This is a genomic window from Bacillus sp. PS196 (assembly GCF_037963555.1).
Classification (GTDB): Bacteria; Bacillota; Bacilli; order Bacillales; family Bacillaceae; genus Bacillus; species Bacillus subtilis.
On sequence record NZ_CP150159.1, the window covers coordinates 2,269,729 to 2,290,531 of the forward strand.

The 20,803-nt window shown below is 44.0% G+C and carries 22 protein-coding genes; 1 reads left to right on the top strand and 21 read right to left on the bottom strand.

The genetic code is table 11. The features are described 5' to 3' along the window. Positions 1-62: 62 nt before the first annotated feature. From dinG to NST79_RS11705, 11 genes are all read right to left on the bottom strand, one after another. Entirely contained in the window at positions 63-2,858 is a 2,796-nt protein-coding gene (gene dinG, locus NST79_RS11655; RefSeq protein ID WP_212060689.1) for an ATP-dependent DNA helicase DinG, read from the bottom strand. Positions 2,859-2,983: 125 nt separating this feature from the next. Beyond that, a complete protein-coding gene (gene panD, locus NST79_RS11660; protein ID WP_003225586.1) occupies positions 2,984-3,367 on the bottom strand; it encodes an aspartate 1-decarboxylase in 384 nt (127 codons plus the stop codon). 1 nt (position 3,368) lies between these two features. Then, positions 3,369-4,229 (bottom strand): pantoate--beta-alanine ligase, encoded by an 861-nt coding sequence (gene panC, locus NST79_RS11665; RefSeq protein WP_015251826.1) that lies wholly within the window; start codon positions 4,227-4,229, stop codon positions 3,369-3,371. 1 nt (position 4,230) lies between these two features. After that, on the bottom strand, positions 4,231-5,064 hold the full coding sequence (gene panB, locus NST79_RS11670) for a 3-methyl-2-oxobutanoate hydroxymethyltransferase (RefSeq protein ID WP_003230652.1): 834 nt from the start codon (positions 5,062-5,064) through the stop codon (positions 4,231-4,233). Positions 5,065-5,309: 245 nt separating this feature from the next. Then, the gene (locus NST79_RS11675) at positions 5,310-6,287 is read right to left on the bottom strand and encodes a biotin--[acetyl-CoA-carboxylase] ligase (RefSeq protein WP_029726776.1); all 978 of its coding nucleotides are present in this window, start codon (positions 6,285-6,287) and stop codon (positions 5,310-5,312) included. Beyond that, on the bottom strand, positions 6,272-7,465 hold the full coding sequence (locus NST79_RS11680) for a CCA tRNA nucleotidyltransferase (protein ID WP_212060691.1): 1,194 nt from the start codon (positions 7,463-7,465) through the stop codon (positions 6,272-6,274). Before NST79_RS11680 ends, NST79_RS11675 begins: the two co-directional genes overlap by 16 nt. A gap of 4 nt (positions 7,466-7,469) precedes the next feature. Continuing rightward, a complete protein-coding gene (bshA, locus tag NST79_RS11685; RefSeq protein ID WP_212060693.1) occupies positions 7,470-8,603 on the bottom strand; it encodes an N-acetyl-alpha-D-glucosaminyl L-malate synthase BshA in 1,134 nt (377 codons plus the stop codon). Further along, on the bottom strand, positions 8,600-9,310 hold the full coding sequence (gene bshB1, locus NST79_RS11690; RefSeq protein WP_015383958.1) for a bacillithiol biosynthesis deacetylase BshB1: 711 nt from the start codon (positions 9,308-9,310) through the stop codon (positions 8,600-8,602). The genes bshA and bshB1 overlap by 4 nt, the downstream gene beginning before the upstream one ends. Continuing rightward, positions 9,303-9,716, bottom strand: a complete 414-nt coding sequence (gene mgsA / locus NST79_RS11695; protein WP_003230640.1) for a methylglyoxal synthase — start codon at positions 9,714-9,716, stop codon at positions 9,303-9,305. The genes bshB1 and mgsA overlap by 8 nt, the downstream gene beginning before the upstream one ends. Positions 9,717-9,731: 15 nt before the next feature. Next, positions 9,732-10,535 carry a 4-hydroxy-tetrahydrodipicolinate reductase gene (gene dapB, locus NST79_RS11700; RefSeq protein WP_033884168.1) on the bottom strand — a complete coding sequence of 268 codons (804 nt, stop codon included), beginning with the start codon at positions 10,533-10,535 and terminating at the stop codon, positions 9,732-9,734. An 11-nt stretch (positions 10,536-10,546) separates the two neighbouring features. Continuing rightward, positions 10,547-10,882 (bottom strand): nucleotide pyrophosphohydrolase, encoded by a 336-nt coding sequence (locus NST79_RS11705; protein WP_004398044.1) that lies wholly within the window; start codon positions 10,880-10,882, stop codon positions 10,547-10,549. 139 nt (positions 10,883-11,021) lie between these two features. Here NST79_RS11705 and NST79_RS11710 point away from each other — a divergent pair, with 139 nt between their 5' ends. Further along, positions 11,022-11,894: a YitT family protein gene (locus tag NST79_RS11710; RefSeq protein ID WP_003230635.1), complete on the top strand. Its 873-nt coding sequence runs from the start codon at positions 11,022-11,024 to the stop codon at positions 11,892-11,894. A 41-nt stretch (positions 11,895-11,935) separates the two neighbouring features. Here NST79_RS11710 and ypjB read toward each other — a convergent pair whose 3' ends face one another. From ypjB to NST79_RS11760, 10 genes are all read right to left on the bottom strand, one after another. Next, entirely contained in the window at positions 11,936-12,730 is a 795-nt protein-coding gene (gene ypjB / locus NST79_RS11715; protein WP_003230633.1) for a sporulation protein YpjB, read from the bottom strand. Between the two features lie 68 nt (positions 12,731-12,798). Further along, on the bottom strand, positions 12,799-13,392 hold the full coding sequence (locus NST79_RS11720) for a DUF1405 domain-containing protein (RefSeq protein WP_017696530.1): 594 nt from the start codon (positions 13,390-13,392) through the stop codon (positions 12,799-12,801). A gap of 110 nt (positions 13,393-13,502) precedes the next feature. Then, entirely contained in the window at positions 13,503-14,270 is a 768-nt protein-coding gene (locus NST79_RS11725) for a menaquinol-cytochrome c reductase cytochrome b/c subunit (protein ID WP_004398051.1), read from the bottom strand. Positions 14,271-14,304: 34 nt separating this feature from the next. Then, on the bottom strand, positions 14,305-14,979 hold the full coding sequence (gene qcrB / locus NST79_RS11730; RefSeq protein ID WP_003225560.1) for a menaquinol-cytochrome c reductase cytochrome b subunit: 675 nt from the start codon (positions 14,977-14,979) through the stop codon (positions 14,305-14,307). 1 nt (position 14,980) lies between these two features. Then, complete coding sequence (locus NST79_RS11735) at positions 14,981-15,484, bottom strand: ubiquinol-cytochrome c reductase iron-sulfur subunit (protein WP_003230627.1); 504 nt, start codon at positions 15,482-15,484, stop codon at positions 14,981-14,983. Positions 15,485-15,626: 142 nt separating this feature from the next. Next, complete coding sequence (locus NST79_RS11740; protein ID WP_014480115.1) at positions 15,627-16,073, bottom strand: YpiF family protein; 447 nt, start codon at positions 16,071-16,073, stop codon at positions 15,627-15,629. Between the two features lie 54 nt (positions 16,074-16,127). After that, positions 16,128-16,667: a ReoY family proteolytic degradation factor gene (locus NST79_RS11745; protein WP_015251820.1), complete on the bottom strand. Its 540-nt coding sequence runs from the start codon at positions 16,665-16,667 to the stop codon at positions 16,128-16,130. A 71-nt stretch (positions 16,668-16,738) separates the two neighbouring features. Next, positions 16,739-18,010: a tetratricopeptide repeat protein gene (locus tag NST79_RS11750; RefSeq protein WP_212060695.1), complete on the bottom strand. Its 1,272-nt coding sequence runs from the start codon at positions 18,008-18,010 to the stop codon at positions 16,739-16,741. A gap of 334 nt (positions 18,011-18,344) precedes the next feature. Beyond that, positions 18,345-19,631 (bottom strand): 3-phosphoshikimate 1-carboxyvinyltransferase, encoded by a 1,287-nt coding sequence (gene aroA, locus NST79_RS11755; RefSeq protein ID WP_032722382.1) that lies wholly within the window; start codon positions 19,629-19,631, stop codon positions 18,345-18,347. A gap of 10 nt (positions 19,632-19,641) precedes the next feature. Beyond that, on the bottom strand, positions 19,642-20,757 hold the full coding sequence (locus NST79_RS11760) for a prephenate dehydrogenase (protein WP_003230615.1): 1,116 nt from the start codon (positions 20,755-20,757) through the stop codon (positions 19,642-19,644). Positions 20,758-20,803 lie beyond the last annotated feature (46 nt).

The following is a 20,803-nucleotide window of genomic DNA, read 5'->3' on the forward strand; positions in this document are numbered from 1 at the left end:
AATCCGCTTTTAAATAAAACACCATCCTACTCCCACACCGCAAAAGCCGCTTTATGCGGCTTTTATTCTTTTTCCCCTGCAACATAAGCTTCAAGCTCGCTGTCAGTCATTTCGGATACTGAGGTTGTCGGCAAGGCATCAAGAAACAGCCGGCCGTAACCAGCGGTTTTAATCCGTCTGTCCAATATAATAATCGTTCCCTTGTCTCCCGCAGAACGCAGCAAGCGTCCAATTCCTTGCCTAAAGGTCAGCACAGCTTCCGGTAATGACACTGTTTGAAACGGATTCTTTCCTTTTTTGCGGGCAAGCTCACATTTTGCAGCATGAAGCGGGTGATCAGGGGACCGGAATGGGAGCCTCACGATCATTACTGTCGTCAGCTCATCACCAGGGAAATCAACGCCTTCCCAAAAATGATTTGTTCCGAGCAGGATCGCCTGATTGGATGTTTTAAAAGTCTTCATCAGCTTGCCGGGACTTCCGCCTGTAATCCCTTGTGCCAAGAGCTGAATGCCGGAAGCACTCATGTTATGCTTAAGCTCCTGGTGAACCTTTTTCAGCATATCATGGGATGTAAACAGCACAAGGATTTTAGGCTGTTTTTCCTTTGCCATCAGTTCGATATAACGGGCTGTATCCTGTATAAATTCAGGTTGCCCTGTATCCTGAATTGATTTCATTTCTTTTGGAATCATCACCTGCATACGCTCATCGTAAGAAAAGGGTGACTCAATTCTCATTGTCCGCGGGAAAAAGTCACTCAGTCCCAGTCGTTCAATCATAAATTGAAAAGAACCTTCGACTGTAAGGGTTGCAGATGTCAGCACCACACTATTTTTGCGCGCGAAAAACTGATCAGCCAGAAGTTCACCAGGTTCAAGAGGCTGTGCGTAAATGGCCACTGCATTTTTCGCACCCTTTGCATCTATTTCAATCCAAACCGCTTCATCGTCATCAGACCCAAAGAAGAGCTTCTGCAACGTCTGACAGTAATGCTGCAAGCCTTTCATGCTTCTTTGGTATTCATCGGCTAAAAAGACGGTTTTGCTCTTCATACCCTTCAAATGTTTTTCCATCAGGGATGACTGTGCCTCAAAAAGCTGCTGCAAATGTGTCAGCATGGAACAAAGCCTCTCCGCACCATCCGTTAAGATCGACCAGCTTTTATCCTGGCTTTCTTTGTTCACCTTAAACACTAGACGGTTTAAGTCTTCTTTAGGTTTTCTTCGTTTGACAAAAGAATGTACAGAGCTGAAGAAAGCATCACTTTCTGCTTGAACGTGCTGAAGCCACTCTTCCAATTCGAAAAATGAATCAACCGGCAGGCTGTTTCGCTGGAATAGCTGTCTCATCTTTTTAAGAAGTCCCTGCTCCTTCAGAGTGCCGATTCTGCTCAATTTCGTATGCAATTCTATGTACGTGGCTCTTTTCCCTAAATGTTCGCTTGCCGCACGTTCAAAATGGTGTGCTTCATCAATAATAAATGTGCCGCTTTCGGGAAGCCTTTTTTTCTGGCTGCCTTCATCGGTCAGCAAAAGGGAATGATTGGTGATCACCAAATCAGAGCGCATAGCAATCTGTTTGGCCCGCTCGTAAAAACCGATCACATGCTCACTGCGACTTCTTTTATAGGAGTCATCGTCATAAGCCAATCTGTCCCACAGCAATTTTCCGCCTGAAGGCAAATTCAGTTCCGCTACATCTCCTGTATTTGTCTCTGTCAGCCAAACAAGAAGCTGTGCCTTTGTCAGTACGGCATCATAATTATCATCTTCTTCATGAAGCACCTGCTCAAATTTATACAGGCATACATAATGCGATTGCCCTTTTAAAATCGCCGCTGTTACCGGAAATGGAAACAGATCTTGGACAATCGGCAAATCCTTTGTGAGAATCTGCTGCTGTAAAAGCGTCGAATACGTGCTGATTATGACCGGCTTTTTTGATTTCTTGGCAAAAAGCGCAGCCGGAATCAGATAGCCAATCGTTTTTCCGATGCCTGGAGGAGCTTCAATCAGCGCATGCTCACGATTGGCAAACGCATCAGCCACCTCTCTCATCATCATCATTTGGCCGTCTCTTTTTTCATACCCAGGCATTAACTCTGACAGCGCTTTTTCATTTCCCGCTTCCCAGCTTTCGATCTCAAATGAGAAGTTCTCGTCCTCATTTATACGAACATCGATAGCTTCAGGTTCTCTGACAGAAAACGAAGAAAAGCGCGTATAGCCCGGTATCTCGGTATGTCTGTTTTCATTAATGAACATATCCAACAAATGCGTCAGATCACTGATGAAATGCTGCGAAAGCCTTCTTAACTGCTTTAATGTCGGATAAGGAAGCTGCCGCAGCTTTTCAAGGATTTCCAAAAAAATAAGCCCTGTCACTTCAGCATCGCTGTCAGCCCGGTGCGGCTGATCATGCCGCAGCTGAAGCTCCTCGCTTAATTCCGTCAGCTTATACCCTTCAAATCCCGGAAAAACAATGCGTGAGAGCTCGACAGTATCAAGCACTTCACAATCTGGGAGCTGAAAGCCCGCCTTATGTAGCTCATACTTGACAAATCCAAGGTCAAAATGGATATTGTGGGCGACAAAATAAGCGCCGTCAAGCAATTGGAATACTTCTTCAGCAACTGCTTCAAATGGCTGTTCATTTTCTACCATTTGATTAGAGATTCCAGTAAGCTGCTCAATAAAAGCAGGGATTGATTTATTTGGATTAATGTATTTTGAAAACCGCTCAGTAATTTGTCCATTTTCGATTACAACCGCTGCGATTTGTATGATTTTATCGCCTTTCTTCGGCGAATTCCCTGTTGTCTCTACATCTATAACAACGAACCGTTGCTTATTCATTAAAATGGACACCTCAATTCTTGCATACGACAAAAGTGTAACACGTTTTGTACGGAAATGGAGCGGCAAAACCGTTTTACTCTCAAAATCTTAAAAGAAAACCCCCGATAAAGGGGGCTTTTCTTCTACAAAATTGTACGGGCGGGTTCGTTTCCCAGCATTTGTTCAATTTTGTTTTGATCATTCAGAACAGCCACTTTCGGCTCGTGGCTTGCCGCTTCTTGATCAGACATCATTTTGTAAGAAATAATAATGACCTTATCTCCTTCCTGCACAAGGCGTGCGGCTGCACCGTTTAAGCATATGACACCGCTTCCCCGTTTACCAGGAATAATATACGTTTCAAGACGTGCTCCATTATTATTATTCACAATTTGTACTTTTTCATTAGGAAGCATTCCCACAGCATCAATGAGATCTTCATCAATTGTAATGCTTCCCACATAGTTCAGGTTTGCTTCCGTAACAGTTGCCCTGTGAAGTTTGCCGCTCATCATTGTTCGATACATATTATATTCTCTCCATTTCTCGAATATCAATAATGATATTATCTATTAAACGCGCTTTTGAAAAAGCAACTGCAACAGCGAGAATCATCTTTCCAGCAATTTCATTCACAGGCTCGAGTTCCGGATAGGAATAAAGCTCTACATAGTCTATGGTTCCGCTAGTCGTTTCAATGATTTCTTTTGCAGCTTTTATCACCGCTTCAGGATCTCTTTCACCGGCTTGGATCAGTTCCGCACTTGTTTGAAGGGCCCGATACAGCTTAGGCGCTTCTTTTCTTTCCTCAGCTGTTAAGTATACATTGCGAGAGCTTTTGGCTAAGCCGTCTTCCTCTCTGACCGTATCGACAGGAACCAATTCAATATCCATGAAGAAGTCACTGATTAACCCATCAACAACAGCTACCTGCTGCGCATCTTTTAAACCGAAATAGGCACGAGTCGGCTTGACTAGATTGAAAAGCTTCGTCAGTACGATCGCGACCCCGTCAAAATGTCCTTCTCTTGAGCGCCCGCATAACACGTCTGTGCGTCTTTCTACATGAATCGTGACATTCTTTTCACCGGGATACATATCCTTAGTATCTGGCGTAAAAAGAATATCAACTCCGGCGTTTTCTGCAAGAGCTGCATCCCGCTCAATATCGCGCGGATATGCTTCAAAATCTTCATTAGGGCCGAATTGTGCAGGATTCACAAAAATACTCATAATAACGGCGTCGTTTTCTTGTCTTGCTTTGTCTGCTAAGGTTAAATGCCCCTCATGCAGAAACCCCATCGTCGGAACAAATCCGATTGACTTGCCCTCTGAATGGTATTGTTTTATGGCTTCTTTCAGCTGTGTAATATCAGTAATCTGTCTCATCTTATTTTCCCCCGTACAAGCCGTCAAGCACTGTCTGGTTCATTTGAAAGGAATGCTTTTGTTCAGGGAAAGCACGATGTCTTACATCCTGAACATATCCGCTGATTGCTGTTTCGATGGTTTCATCAATACGCGTATATTGCTTTACAAATTTAGGTGTTCTCTCAACACCGTGGCCGATAATATCATGATAAACGAGAACTTGTCCGTCTGCTTTCACACCAGCCCCGATTCCAATGACCGGTATGCTTAGCGTCTCGGCAATTTTGGCTGTGAGTTCTGCCGGCACACATTCCAGCACAAGCATCATAGCTCCTGCTTCTTCGCATTTTATACTGTCTTCTATTAATTTTTTGGCGCTTTGTTCGTCTTTGCCCTGTACTTTATAGCCGCCCAGTACGCCGACTGACTGCGGTGTCAAACCTAAGTGACTGACTACTGGAATGCCTCCAAGCGTCAATGCGCGAATGGATTCAAACACGCCTTCTCCGCCCTCAAGCTTCAGTGCGTCAGCTCCGCTTTCCTGAACGATAGCCGCTGCATTTTTCAGCGTATCTTCCTTGGACAGGTGATAAGACATAAACGGCATATCTGTCACAATAAAGGTATTCGGCGCACCCCTTTTAACGGCTTTTGTATGATGGATCATGTCCGCAACTGTCACACCGACAGTTGAATCAAGGCCGAGGACGACCATTCCGAGTGAATCACCGACTAAAATCATGTCAACTCCCGCTTGTTCAGCAAGTTTAGCTGCCGGATAATCATAAGCGGTCAGCATGACAATCGGTTCTTCAGACTCCTTCATTTTTAGAAAATCCAGTTTTGTTTTCATGTTTGCTCCTCCTCATGTTTAGAGGAGATGATCTGCCGTTTTCTTCTGCAAGCCAAAAAACCTTCCGTTACAACGAGAAGGATTCTTCACTTTCTAAAGTTCGGCGAGTTTCATCCCTCTGTCCCAGTCCTTTTTTGGATCAAGGCAGACTGCTGCAATGTCTATCTATTTTAACAATAGGTGCAGTTCGCAGGCGATACTGCCCAATGGAAGTATACCAAAATCAACGGGCTTGTACCAACACATTAGCCCAATTCGATATCGGCAGAGTAGATTTTTTTAATGCCTTCGTTCGTTTCTAAAAGCAGAACGCCTTCATCATCTATACCTAACGCCTTACCGTAAAAGGTTCCGTTTAACGTTCTGGCTCTCATATTAGTGCCAATACCGAGCGCATAGCTTTCCCATAAAAGCTTAATCGGCGTAAATCCGTGCGTCATATAATCCCGGTACCGTTTCTCAAAGCATAGTAAAATATGCTGGATGACGCCGGCCCGATCAATTTTTTCCCCAGCAGCTTGGCAGAGGCTTGTCGCGATGTCCTTCAATTCATCTGGAAAATCATTAGGCTGCTGGTTAACGTTAATGCCGATCCCAATGATCACTGAACGTACGCGATCTTCTTCAGCCTGCATTTCCGTTAGGATGCCAACTGTTTTTTTTCCGTTAATCAAAATATCATTTGGCCATTTAATATCCGTTTGGATGCCTGCTGCCTCTTCTATTCCCTGCACAACAGCTACTGCAGCAAGAAGAGTCAGCTGCGGTGTTTTTTGGAGCGGAATGTCAGGCCGCAAAATCAGGCTCATCCAAACGCCGTTTCCTTCTTGAGAATGCCATACCCTAGACATCCGGCCCCTTCCGGCTGTTTGTTTGTCAGCCACCACGAGGGTGCCTTCCGGTGCGTTATTATTCGCGAGCTCATGAGCCGTTTTTTGCGTGCTTGAAAGAACGTCATGGTAAATAAGATGCTGGCCCATCACTTCGGTTTTTAATCCAAAACGAATTTCGCTTTCACTGAGTTTTCCGGGCTTTTTGATGAGCCGATATCCTTTTCTTCTAACGGCTTCTACTTCATAACCCTCTTTCCGAAGCTCTTCAATATGCTTCCACACAGCAGTTCTTGAACAGCCGAGAGCATCACTGATTTTTTGGCCGGAAATAAATTCATTGCCGGCCTGAGAAAATAATTCAATTAGGTCTTTTCTTAATGTTGACCGCATGTCTTCAGCCACTCCTCTATGTGTTTCTTTTGATTGGAGAGCTTCCCTGTCACAACAGCCTGCTCGATCCACTGTAATTCTTCTGACACCCATTTTCCGGCCGGCCGGTTTCGAAGCGCAAGCAAGTCCTTACCCGTGATATCAAGATCCTTAAGGCTTTTGATCGGCAGGTTTTGATAAGCGTACTGAATGTCCTTCAGTTTCTTTTCATCCAGTTTTTCGTTTTGCCGAAGCTGCGATATTTTGGCCGCTGAGAGCAGTGCTTTTTTCCCAGCTCTGTACATTGTCATTGCGTCAAGGCTCTGGCCAAACGTATCGGCAATGTGAATGGCTTCCTTGATCACTTTTCCCGGGAGCTTCCAGGCTTTCAGGAAAAGGGGCGCGTCTTTCAAAACTATGCCAAGGTTAATTAAAAGAGCAGCCCAAAGCTCCTCACGGGATGTTAAAGAGAAGAATGGAAACTCACTCGTTGAAATCAGGTTTTCTCGTTTATGATAAAAACCAGGAAGCTCTTCATACAATCTCGTTTGAATGAGTGTTTGAAGCGCCTGGCGAGAAGCTCTTCCCTGCAGCAATTTCTCGAACTCTATAGTTTTTCGTTCGACTGAAACATGGGAGAGGAGTGATTTTTCTTTCGCAATGGCTTCTTCTGTTTCCGGTGAAAGCGTAAAGCCAAGCTGGCTCATAAAACGTACGGCTCTCAGCATACGAAGCGCATCCTCTTGAAATCTATCCTCAGGCTTTCCAACGGTTCGAATCACTTTCTGATCAATATCTTTCTTGCCGCCAAAATAATCAAGCACCTTCCCATCCGCTGTCATGGCCATCGCATTGATCGTTAAATCTCTGCGTTTTAGATCCTCTTCTAATGATGAGATAAATTGCACTTCTGACGGTCTTCTGAAATCAACATAATCAGATTCAGTCCGGAATGTCGTGACTTCATAGGTTTCATCCTCCCAGAGCACAATAATGGTCCCGTGCTCTTTGCCTACATCAACAGTCCGCTGAAACAGCCGTTCTACTTGATCAGGTGCCGCATCTGTCGCGATATCGACATCTCCGATCGTTCGTTTCATATAGCTGTCACGAACTGCGCCCCCGACAAAATAAGCCTGATGGCCTGCTTCGATTAAGGTGCGGAGCACGGGAAGTGCTTTGATAAAAACTTTTTCCATGTGATCACTCCGGTTCTGCTAAATCGGCATAAATCTGTTCATACTGGCTGACAATTTTTTTGGAAGAAAATTCATTTTCAAGCATCTCTATTGCAGCCTTTGTAAAACGATTGCTTAGCTGTTCATCTTCTAAAATGCTCATCGCGCGGGCTGTTGCGGCCCCAACATCACCGACGTCCACCAAAAATCCGCTCACATTGTTTTTAATAACCTCAGGGATACCGCCAATGTTTGTTCCGATACAAGGTACTCCGCAAGCCATCGCTTCAAGCAGGACAAGGCCAAAGCTTTCTTTTTCAGATAGCAGCAGCTTCAAATCGCTAATAGAATAAAGCTCTTCAACACGGTCTTGATTTCCAAGCATTAAGACTTGGTCTTCCAAGCCATATTTTCTGATAAGCTCGCAGGCTGTCGATTTCTCCGGACCGTCTCCGACTAAAAGCAGCTTCGCTTTCGTTTTGCCAGCGATATTGCGGAACACACGGATGACATCCTGCACGCGTTTAACTTTTCTGAAGTTGGACACATGGATGACGACTTTTTCATCTGGTAAAATTCCATGTTTCTCTTTAATCACCGCTGTGTTTTTCTTCAGATACACGCGCTCGTCTATAAAGTTATAAATCGTTTCAATTTTTTTCTCCGGTTTAATTAAATCGTATGTTTCAGCCGCAAGCGCTGAGGAGACGGCCGTCACTCTGTCTGATGACTCAATAGCAAAACGGATCAGATCTTTTAGAGACGGATCATAACCTAACACCGTGATATCCGTGCCATGCAAAGTTGTAACAATGCCGATATTGCGTTTCAGCATTTGTTTTGCAAGATAGGCGCAAACGGCATGCGGGAGAGCATAGTGAGCATGGATAATGTCTAAATTCTCCCGTTCCGCCACCTCAGCGATTTTGCTTGCCAATGTCAAATCATACGGAGGATACTTAAAAACAGCATATTGATTAACCTCAACTTCATGAAAATGAATATTGGGATGATATGTATTCAGTCTAAACGGAATGCTTGATGTGATGAAATGGATTTCATGTCCCTTTTCAGCAAGCTGCTTCCCCAGTTCTGTCGCAATGATACCTGAGCCTCCAACGCTCGGATAGCATGTGATTCCTATTTTTAGTTTTCTCATTGTTCGCCCCCAAGCACATCATGATCAAGCATCAGCATCCGTTTGGAAAAGAAACCTTCGGCATACTCCACGCCCGCTTCTTTACCGTAAAGCTTTTCTCTCGCTTCAACGATTTCAATATACCCATTCGTCAGAGGAGTAGAAACGGAATCCTTTGACGGGATAAACTGGCTTTTGTAGGCGTTGAGGCTTTGTTTCTTTGCCTCTATTGTATCCGAGATATCAATAACAAAATCCGGCTGATGAAAACCATTTATCATATAATAGTAAACCTTGCTGACTTTATGCGCCGGAAGGCTTTTTTCGTCTTTATATTTATGGATTCCGGCGGAAAATATCGCTTCTTCCACCAGTGCAGCCGCATTGCCGTGATCCGGATGGCGATCCTTTTTATACGGCATAAAAACCGCTTTTGGCCGACAGGTTCTGATGACAGTGACAATTGACCGAATTGCCTGATCACTCATTATTAGGCCGCGGTCTGGAAGCGTTAGCTGAATTCTTTTATCTGCGCCTAATATGCGGGCTGCTTCAGCTGCTTCTTCTTTACGCAAACTGACCGTACCGTTAGAAGAGAGTTCCGCTTCTGTCAAATCGCATATCATTACTTTTTTTTCCTGTTTGACAAACTTCGCTATTGTGCCGCCCATTCCGATCTCGACATCATCACTGTGGGCGCCAAAAGCAAGAACGTCAGCATTATACATTCGGCTCTTCTCCCCGAAGAAGGTCACGGAATTCGAAAACACCTTCATCAAGTGTGCGCACAAGAATTTCCGCAGTACCCATATTTGTGGCGAGCGGAATGGAATACACATCACATAAACGGATTAATGCCGAGACATCCGGTTCATGCGGCTGCGCGGTCAGCGGGTCGCGCAAAAAAATGACAAGATCGAGTGCATTGGCAGCGATCAGTGCACCGATTTGCTGGTCTCCCCCTAAAGGGCCGGATTGAAAACGTTCAATTTGAAGACCTGTCGCCTCATGAATTTTCAACCCTGTGGTTCCGGTTGCGTATAGATCATGATTCTTTAAAATATCCCGATAGGCAGTCGTAAATTGAACCATATCCTGTTTTTTCTTGTCATGCGCGATCAAAGCAATTTTCATTGTTTATCCCCCCGTCTAATCAATGATATTTTCTAAACCATACACAAGCTGATCAATCTTCATGACTTGTTCGACTGACAGTTTAACGCCTGACATGAAAGAAGCACGGTTATAAGAATCATGGCGTATCTGAAGCGTTTGGCCATTCATGCCGAACATGACCTCCTGATGCGCGATCAGTCCCGGAAGACGGACGCTGTGCAAGCGAATACCGTTTTGCTCCGCTCCTCTTGCTCCTGGGAGAATTTCTTTTTCATCCGGATGTCCTTGCTGCTTTTCTTTACGGACTTCTGAAATCATTTCTGCTGTTTTAAGCGCAGTCCCGCTTGGTGCGTCAAGCTTCTGGTCATGATGAAGCTCAATAATCTCAACATCCTCAAAATAGTTGGCAGCCATTTTTGAAAATTTCATCATCAGTATCGCACCGAGCGCAAAATTTGGCGCGATGATGGCTCCGATCCCTTTTTCTTCTGTTAAAGATGTGAGCTCTTTTAAATCAGCTTCTGAGAAACCGGTTGTTCCGACAACTGGACGGACTCCGTGCTCTAATGCAATTTTTGTATGTACTTTTCCGATTTCGGGCGTTGTTAAGTCAATCAAGACATCCGGTTGTGTTTCTGTAAAACAGGCATGGATATCTGTGTAAATGTAAGCATCTGACTCAACAGGCATCACATCAGATAATTTTTGCTGATCGTATGTATGGTCTATGGCCCCGACAAGGTCAAAATGTGGTGTTCGTTCTGCCAATTTAACAGCTTCCTGCCCCATTCTTCCACGCGGTCCCGCAATGACTACTTTAATTGTTTCGTTTGACATCTTGATCTCCTCTACTTTCCTTCTTCTTTTCTGGTCCAGCGATCTTTATCTCTTGTATTAAATTTATGCATGACTCGGTCGTGGGCTTCCTCTAAAGAGATATCAAGGGAGTTAGCTAAACAAACCAATACAAATAGCACATCGCCCATTTCCTCTTCCATGCTTTTATCATCTTCAGTCGCTTTTTTTGGTTTTTCTCCATAACGGTGATTCACTTCTCTGGCAAGCTCGCCCAGTTCTTCAGTCAGCCTCGCCATCATGGCCAGCGGGCTGAAATATCCTTCTTTAAATTGGCCGATGTAACGGTCTACTTCAGCCTGTATGTCTTTCATTGTTTTATCACTCACTGAACGAAACCTCCTATCATCCTCTTACATGTTAGCTAATTCAGATACGTTTGACAAATGTTTAAGCACGTTTGCTGTTTTCTTTTTCATCCACTATAATATAAACGCTATCTAATGGAAGGAAAAGGGGTTTTGTGTGATGCTTGGAGAAATTAGATTAAAAAACATATTTTTTATTTTAATCGGAGCGGCAATTTTTTCATTTGGCTTGGTTCATTTCAATATGCAGAACAATCTGGCTGAGGGCGGTTTTACAGGTATTACACTTTTGCTTTATGCCCTTTTCCACATCAGCCCCTCTATATCGAACCTGGTGTTGAACATTCCGATTTTTTTTATTGGCTGGCGTTTGCTCGGCAGGACAATGTTTGTTTATACCCTTGTCGGCACTGTAGCCTTGTCTTTGTTCCTCAGCATCTTTCAGCGATATGAAATCCATATGCCCCTTCAGCACGACTTAGCGCTCGCCGCTTTATTTGCCGGCGTATTCATCGGAGCCGGACTGGGTATTATTTTTAAGTTCGGCGGTACGACAGGCGGTGTTGATATCATCGCACGTTTAGTGAATAAGTATTTTGGGATTCCGATGGGCAGAACGATGTTTGCTTTCGATGCCTGCGTCATCATTTTGTCTTTGCTTACTTATCTCTCCTATAAAGAAGCGATGTATACGCTGGTAGCTGTATTTGTAGCGGCAAGATTAATCGATTTTATTCAGGAAGGCGGATACGCTGCTAAAGGCGCTACGATCATCTCTTCGAAAAACGACCTGATTCAGAAAAAGATTCTTGAAGAAATGGAACGGGGCGTCACCATTTTGAAAGGACAAGGTTCCTACACAAAAGAGGATATAGATGTACTTTATTGTGTGGTGCCGAAAAATGAATTGGTGATGCTGAAAAGCGTGATTAACTCCATTGATCCCCATGCCTTTGTAGCGGTAAGCGATGTTCACGATGTGCTCGGAGAAGGATTTACGCTTGATGAAAATAAAAATCCGCTTCCGCGCTGACATGTAATAGAAAAAAGGCGGCTGACCGCCGCCCCTCATCCTTATTTAGGGTAGTCCCTTTTTTTCAGTTTGTTTTTTTCCGCCTTGTACTTTCTGTAACCGACATAGGTAAGAGCAGTAATGATGATACTGCCGGTTGTAATGATCACCCAGAGTAAAGACGGATCGGCATCATCCTCCTCCACCCTGTCAAACACATTTTTCAGGTCATGCTGAAGAAGGGAAAGCCGTTCAAGCTTCGTGCTCTCTGTCATTTGCTGAAATTCCTCTTGCTCAATAACATCTATATGTTTTCCGACTGTTTCAAGCTGATCCTCTGATACATCGATTGTAAGACTGGGGTAAATCAAGTCATATAAACTGATAAATTCATTCCATTTTTCATGAAAGCTTGTGCTTCCATTCTTCTGGACATCTCGCTTCAGCTCAGTAAAAGCTTCCATAATCGGTTTTTCCAGTGAGCCCCAAAGCGGGTCAGACCGATTGTCAACCGCATCCATCAGCATTCTGAACTGCGCGGCTGCTCTGAGTTTTTGTGTGTCTGATGTATCAGCTTGCTTTAAACTCCGAACCATATCATTATAGCCCAATGTGATTTGACGAATTTGGGCTCCCGTTAGCATGGGGTCTTGCTGTTTTTTCTCAGCGGATTTTAATGTTTTTTCAAAATACTCCAAGACTTGAAGCGCCTCTTCATATTTCGCCTGTCGGGTCATTTGAAAGACTGTATCGGATAAATCATTCAATTCCTCGAGGCTTCCCCGCTCTGCAGCCTTGGCATTTCCATTATAAAAAATAAGTGCAATCAACAAACAGATCGTCAGCTTTCGTTTCATGCAGGTCCCTCCCACTCTCTCTCCTTACAGAATATGAAGAAAGGGACAAGGATAGACCAACATTGTCTTTACATCAGCTCAAGCTTCGTTTGCTTTTTTGAGACCACAAGAAAGTAAGCAAGCCCGATTGAAAAGATGCTTAGCCAAAATGTTCCGTATCCTATTTCAGTCATATAATCAGAAAGCATAGAGTATTGCGGCATCATATCAAACAAGTAGTCAATGACATCGTTATGCAGTGTCCAGACTGCAGCAATTGCAAGATGCCAAAATGAAAAACGAAAATACGGACTGTATAATACGCCTTGAACTGCCATTGCAAAATGCGAAGCAATTAGCATGTAGCCCTCCCACGGCAAGTCACCAGTTACTGCAAGCACAAGAAAATTCATAGCCACCGCCCATAGGCCATACTTTACGAGGGTAACTAGCGCAAGCGCCTCAAAGAGCGGAGCATTCCGTTTCATGAGAAAGGCAAGCAGCACAAACAGAAAGAAAAACGTTGCTGTCGGACTGTCCGGAACAAAAATCAGGAAACGGGCCGGTGTCTCCAAAAGCTGCGGCAAGTACCAATAGTAGCCGTAAACCGTTCCTAGAAAATTAATGGCTAAGACAAGAATAAGCATCGGCCGCTGCCCTAATACATATTGAAACCATTTCACATCGAATCAACTCTCAGTCTGTAAAAATAATATGTCCATATAAAAAAGCTGACGCCGGGTCAGCTTTTGATATTAAAAGTATATCCTTCCATTTGACAATTCACAATACGTTATTTTGCGGTTGTTTCAGAAATAAATTTTGCAAGTTCTTCGAGCTGCTTATCATTTCCTTTGAACACACCCGCCGGCATTTTGCCTTTCCCTTCTACAGCGATTTTTTTGATTTCTTCCGGTTTCAGCCCGCTGTCAACCAATGAAGGCCCAGCCGCTCCTCCCTGAAGGTTATCCCCATGGCAAGAAATACAGCCCTGTTCCTTAAAAACCTTATATCCTTCTGCATTGGTGTCAATGTCGGCTTCTTTTGTAATTTTCCCCTGTTCTTCTGCCTTGGCCCAGTCATGAGTAGCAACTGACTGCCACGTCAAAAATACAGCAGCGGAAATGGCAAGAAGCATCATACCGACAGCGACCGGACGCTTCCACGGCCTTCTTTCTGTCCCTCTGTCTAGGAATGGAGCCAAAAGCAGGGCCCCAAAAGCGAGACCTGGCATAATCATGGCGCCGACCACTGTAAAGCTTCCGGCGGCGTATTCATACTTCAACAGCTGGTATAAGAAAAGAAAATACCAATCCGGCAGCGGAATATAACCAGTATCAGTCGGGTCCGCCATCCGCTCTAAAGGCGGCTGATGCACAATCGTCAAAACGAGAAAACCGATGAGAAAGACAGCTCCAACCATCCATTCCTTTAACAAGAAATTTGGCCAGAAAGCCTCTGTTTTACCCGGATACTCCGAATAATCCTTCGGTATATTCGGCTTTTTTTCAGCCGGTATCCTTGAGTCGCCTACAAATTTCATCCCTTTGCCCCGGTGCATGTCATCCCCTCCCTTTTATTCGCAGATCAAGAGTTTAAAGCGGTCCTGAAATCCCCTGCTTCCGGATCATAATAAAATGTGCAGCCATCAGCCCGAACAATGCGGCAGGAAGAAAAAATACATGGATCGCAAAAAACCTAGTCAGCGTTTGGGCGCCTACAATATCCGGATGCCCTGCAAGGAGCGTTTTAACTTGCGTTCCGATCAAAGGCGTGGCTTCGGCGATCTGCAGCCCGACTTTTGTTGCAAACAGAGCCTTCATATCCCAAGGAAGCAAGTAGCCTGTAAAGCCAAGACCGAGCATAACAAAGAAGATCAGCACACCGACAATCCAGTTCAGCTCGCGCGGTTTTTTATACGCGCCTTGGAAAAAGACCCTCAGCGTATGTAAAAACATCATCACAATGACCAGGCTCGCACCCCAGTGGTGCATCCCCCTGACAATCTGGCCGAATGCCACTTCATTTTGCAAATAATATACCGATTCCCAGGCATTTTTGATATCAGGCACATAATACATCGTTAAAAACATTCCAGATAATACTTGGATAACGGTTACAAAAAACGTCAGTCCCCCAAAGCAATACACAAACGCAGAGAAATGATGGGCGGGATTCACATGTTCCGGTACTTCGTGATCGGCAATATCCCTCCACATCGGTGTAATATCAAGCCGCTCGTCTACCCAGTCATAAATTTTGTTCAGCATGTCACCCTTCCCCCTTAGGCTTTGCTTTTCCAAGATACAGGAAGCCGTCTTTTACTTCTTGCTCATAATGATCAAGAGGCGCAAGCGGCGGCGTGCCAGGGACATTGGTGCCGTCCTTTTCATAGAGTCCGTAATGGCATGGACAAAAGAATTTATTCGGGTTTTTAGGATCACTATTCCAGTTCACCGTACACCCTAAATGCTTACAAATTGGCGAAAGTGCTACAATTTCATCCCCGTTTTTGAAGACCCAGGCTGATCTTGACTCTTCTGACTCATACCAGGCATCGACTTGATTAATTTTAAAATCAAAGCGCTGCGGCTCTTTTGTCAACTCATCAACGCTGACAACCTGAACCATATCCTGCTTCCCTGTCGATTTTAATACCGGGTCGAGTGCGAAGCGAACCATAGGCATGAGCATACTAGCCGCCATAAAACCTCCTACGCCTGTGAGCGTGTAATTCAAAAATTGACGTCTGGATATATCATGTTTTCCGCCCATCTCTTCTCCCCCCTCTAGGTCACCCCTGCAAACTGACTAAAATAGAAAATATTGCAATAACTCTAGACACCCTCATAATATATGAATCTCTCAGCAAGGTCAATATAGCCAAAATATTGTTTATAAGGAAATGTAAGTGTTTTTATGAAGTGCTCCATAACTGTAACAAAACGTTCAAAATTTCAGCAGTGCGTTCATCCAATATTTTTCTTTTTAAAGAGTCATTTAAATGCTCTAATGGAACAGACGGTGTAACAATCATTTTGCCTAACGCATCCTCAGCTCTCCAACTTTCGTCAGATGTGAGCAGGACAACATGCGGAAATTCCGTTATCAGCTCTTCCCGCAGATCCTTAAGCCCTTGAACGGTTATTTCATTTCTATCAACATATGTATAAGGAGGAAGTAAATATACCCGTCCCTTTAACTGCCTTTCAAGTTCTTCTGAGAGAAGCTGCGTAAACTCGCCTTTCTCCGCCGCCATTTTAAAATGGTTATTAACTCTTATGTTAATTAATGGTATGACAGCGGTATCAATGTAATCCTTAGCTTGTAAATAGTCCTTGGCATCAGTGATTCTCCACCTCATCGTTCTCCCCCTTTACGGCAACAAGCCTTGCAATTCACTGCAAGGCTGGTCATATTATGTGAGCTGATTTAATTGGCGCGATAATTGTTCAAATGCCTCTTTATCATGACGATCTAACGCCTCGTCAATGTCTTTTAATAATTTTTCTCTTTGGAATGTGGAAATAGCGTGCTCTAAAATCTGTTCCGCCAATCCCTGATCTTTTTTATTCTCAAAAAGGTTTTTCGGAATATGCGGGTTGGACTCCAGCACCGCCGCATATTCAGGTGAGCTGTAAGCCGAACGGAAATTAAGCTGGATAAACAAATCCTGCTGTTTATTTAATCTAATATCATGAAAAGATTTTTCCGCGTCGGTAGTCATGACATTCTCTTTATAGAACCGGAACGGAACTTCTTCAACACAATGTGTTGACATTATAATGCCTCTCGGGCAAAATTCAGCCTGCTCCACAAAATGAACCTTCTCCATGAGAGAATCATGGCTCATTAAGTAGTTCAAGATCCAAACGCACTCTCGGCGCTTTAACTGATAATGGTTTAAAAACCAACGGATAAAATCTTTTTTCTCATTGACAGAAACAGGGGTCTGCATGTAATTCCCTCCTCTATCGTTCGTATAATCTATATACTTATATGTTCCACATGAATGGTTAATATTCCTGCTTATCTAGAAAAATCATCCTCGATTCGCAAAATCGTTTCTTCCAGCTCTTCATTGGCTCCGTCCATTTCAAGAACCTTTTTCAAAAGCGGCAGCGCTTCTTTTTGAAGGCCTTCTTCTAATAGGAAGCTTGCGTATTCATATAAGAAATCTCTATCCTCCCGGTAATGAAGATAGGCAGCCTCAAAGGATTGTTTTGCTTCCTCGTATTGCTCTAATTCAGTATATGCGCTTGCAAGATACCAATTGTATTTCGGATCTTCTTCACCGTAGCTTCGAACCTCTTGAATAAGATCAATGATCTGATCATAATCCTCTTCTTTGTGATACACGGCAAGAAGTGTATGAAGCGCCTCAACAAAGCCCGGATCAAGCGCAAGCGCCTCCTGAAGCAGCTTTTTCCCCTCTTCTGACTTCCCGATTTTCAAGGCCATTTTGGCAGCATAAAGGAAAAGTTCTTTGTTATATTCATCATATCTGATCCCCTCTTTTGCCGTTTTTAATGCCTCTTCATACATTCCTTCAGCTTCATAGCTTTTCGAGAGCGGCATATAAAGTGAAGTATAAGATGGATCAAGCTCCTTTAAATCAGACAGCTGCTTAATAGCTGTTTTCACAAGCCCCGCCTGTAAGGCTGTAAAACCATAGCCGAAAATCGTATTAGGATCAGGATTCTCATCGACAGCTTTCTCGTACCATGGAATGGCATCCTCAAATTCACCTGAGGCACTTAACGATTCTGCCAGTCTTTGATGGACATTAACGCCTCCGATCTCCCCCTGCTCCTCAGCCGTTGTTTTAAAATATTGAACCGCTTTTGCATAGGCTCCCTGAGCAAAGTAAAGTTCTCCCAGTGCAAAATCAATAACAGGTTCATTGTCCAGAATGGACTTTGCTTGTAAAAGCTTTTGTTCACTGACTTCGAATAACCCCTGCATCTGATAAAGATCCGCCATAAGCAGCAAACTTTCTGGATATGATGGATCTGTTTCCGGAATAGTCTCCAGCACAGCGAGGGCTTTTTCTTCTTCGTCAATATCTATTAAAAGTTCAGCGTAGAAATTCGTCAGTTCTGTTTCATTTGGATATAAATCATGTAGATCACTAATCAGTGAAATTGCTTTTTCTACATCGCCCCACTCGTAATAAAGCTGGGCTGCAATGGCTTTATCTTCATCATGCAGCTGTTTTTCAGCCTTCGAGAGCGTGTTGAGGCCTTTTTCTGTTTCACCTGCTTCAACTAATTTTATGGCTTCTTGAATCAATGTATTCAAATCGGACCGGTCCTTTCTTTTCCTATACAACATCAACCATACAAAAAAGCTTTATTTGTTCGGGTTAATCTTATCATAATTCAGACGAATGCCCCCGGCAAATAAGATGCTTCTGTACGGAAGGAAATTATTGAGTCTTATTAGTTTACCAAAAGATCTTGAGATAGAAAATGAAAAAAGGAAGATCGCCCTCTGTACAGTAAAGCAGCTCTTTGACCTGCCGGCTTGTAAGTAAAGCACATCCCCCCTTTTCGTTTTTCTATCCCCTCTATAAGACAAGCTATGTTTTTTTGCCTCAAATTATGATCTGCATAAAAAATCCTGAAGTAAAACTTCAGGATTTTTTCGAAAGCTTATTTAAATGCTCGAAGAAGGTTGGATAAGAAACGTGAATGGCATCCGTGTGCTCGATTTCAATCGGCTCCTCCGTTATACAGGAAGCAATACCAAGCATCATTCCGATTCGATGATCTCCGTGGCTGGACACTGCAGCGCCGCCTTTCAACGTTTGTTTGCCATAAACCTTCATTCCATCTGCTGTCGGTTCAATTTCAGCACCCAGCTTGCGAAGCTCAGAAACAACAGTATCAATGCGGTTTGTTTCTTTCACTTTTAGCTCTGCCGCGTCCTTGATAACGGTGGTTCCTTCCGCCTGAGTCGCAAGAAGCGCGATGATAGGGATCTCATCAATTAAACGCGGAATAATATCTCCTCCGATTTCAACTGCCTTTAGAGATGACGTTTCTATAATCAAATCTCCATAAGGCTCTGCACCACTATCAGCAGATGGTTTGATTTCAAGTTTTGCCCCCATGTTTTGAAGGACGTCAATAATACCTGTCCGAGTCGGATTTAAACCTACGTTTTTCAATACAATTCTGCTGTTTGGAACCATCGCGCCAGCAGCAAGGAAAAACGCGGCTGAAGAAATGTCTCCAGGAACAAAAATATCAGCAGCTGTCAGTTTCTGGCCACCAGCAATGGAAACACTCGTTTGATCTTCAGAAAGCTTAACGCCAAAAGCAGAAAGCATCCGCTCAGTGTGGTCCCGAGATTTATGGGGCTCTGTGACAGTTGTTGTGCCCTCAGCCTGTAATCCGGCCAGCAAAACAGCAGATTTAATTTGCGCGCTTGCAACAGGTGATACATAATCAATTCCTTTTAATGAAGCGCCGCTCACTGACAGCGGTGTAAACTCTCCGCCGGCTCTGCCGTCGATTTTAGCCCCCATTTTTTTCAAAGGCTCAGTCACACGCTTCATTGGGCGCTTCGCAATGCTCTCATCTCCGGCTACCGCGCTGTAAAAAGGTCGGCCCGCCAATATTCCGAGCATCAGGCGAATGGTTGTACCTGAATTTCCGACATCTAAAAGGCTTTCTGGCTCTTTCAGGGCATCGATTCCTTTTCCGTGAATCACGACATCGCTGCCGCTTTGCTCAATGTGAACACCCATTTTTCTAAAGCAATCGATCGTGCTCAGACAATCTGCTCCCGGCAGAAAGTTTTTAACTGTTGTTGTGCCTGCCGCTAGCGCGCCAAACATAACAGAGCGGTGAGAAATGGATTTATCACCGGGAATATGTATTTCTCCATGTAAGGTCTGCACCTTTTCTCGTTTCATTTTTTCCACCTCAATCAGCATAAAAAGTTTCATATTCCGCCCGGGCTTCAATGCATTGTTCTGCCCTTTTGCGGTCGTCATCAGACTGAAAACTGATCCTTAAAATCCCGTTAATATCTTCTCGTGTTTCGATAATGCGGATATTCGTGATACTGATGCGTTCCGCAGCTAAAATCGCTGTTATCTCGGATATCACACCCGGATGATCGGGTACATCCACATATAAATCATAAAATGCAGGTATCGCTCCCTTCTGCCGAAGCGGCAGCCCGTCGCGATAATCCTTGGCGGTTTTAAAATAACGAAATAGATTTTCCGCATCTTCTTGTTCTACATATGTACGGATCTTGTCAATTTCACGAATCCACTCATCAAAACGGTCTAAGATTTTATCTTTATTATGTAATAAAATATCCCGCCACATTGCCGGGCTGCTTGATGCAATCCTTGTAATATCTCTGAATCCGCCGGCAGCAAAACGCTTAACAAGCGGATACAGGTTTTCCGAATGATGGGTTTGGTGAACAAGACTGGCTGCTACAATATGCGGAAAATGACTGATTACACTTGTAACGCCATCATGCTCCTCGGGCGACATTTCCACAAAATGGGCATTCGTCCCCTTCAGCAGGTTTTTTAACTGTTCCACAGCTTGTTTGTCCGTTTTCTGGCCTGGCGTTAAAATATAAAATGCATTTTCAAACAGGAACTCCTTCGCAGCGGCCACTCCTGATTTATGTGAACCCGCCATCGGATGCCCTCCGACAAATTGATAGCGGCTAGGCAGCACTTGATCAGCGTAATCAACCACTTTTTGCTTTGTGCTTCCTACATCCGTAATCAAAAGCTCATGTTCAATTCCTGAATGAGCCAGCTCTTCAAGCATAACCAGTGTTTGTTCAACAGGTGTCGCAATGATTACTGTAGCTGCCTCTTTCACACCGCTAATAAACGAATCAGCACGATCGTCTATCACGCCTAATTTTAATGCCGCTACCGCCTGTTCATCAGAGATGTCGATTCCGATAATCCGTTTGCCGGGATGATTTTTTTTGATGGCTAGGGCAATCGAACCGCCTATCAATCCGAGACCGGCGAGCAATATTGTATCTTTCATTTGATTCATACGTCATCACCTGGTTTATAGACTAAAGAGGTGATATTTGATCACC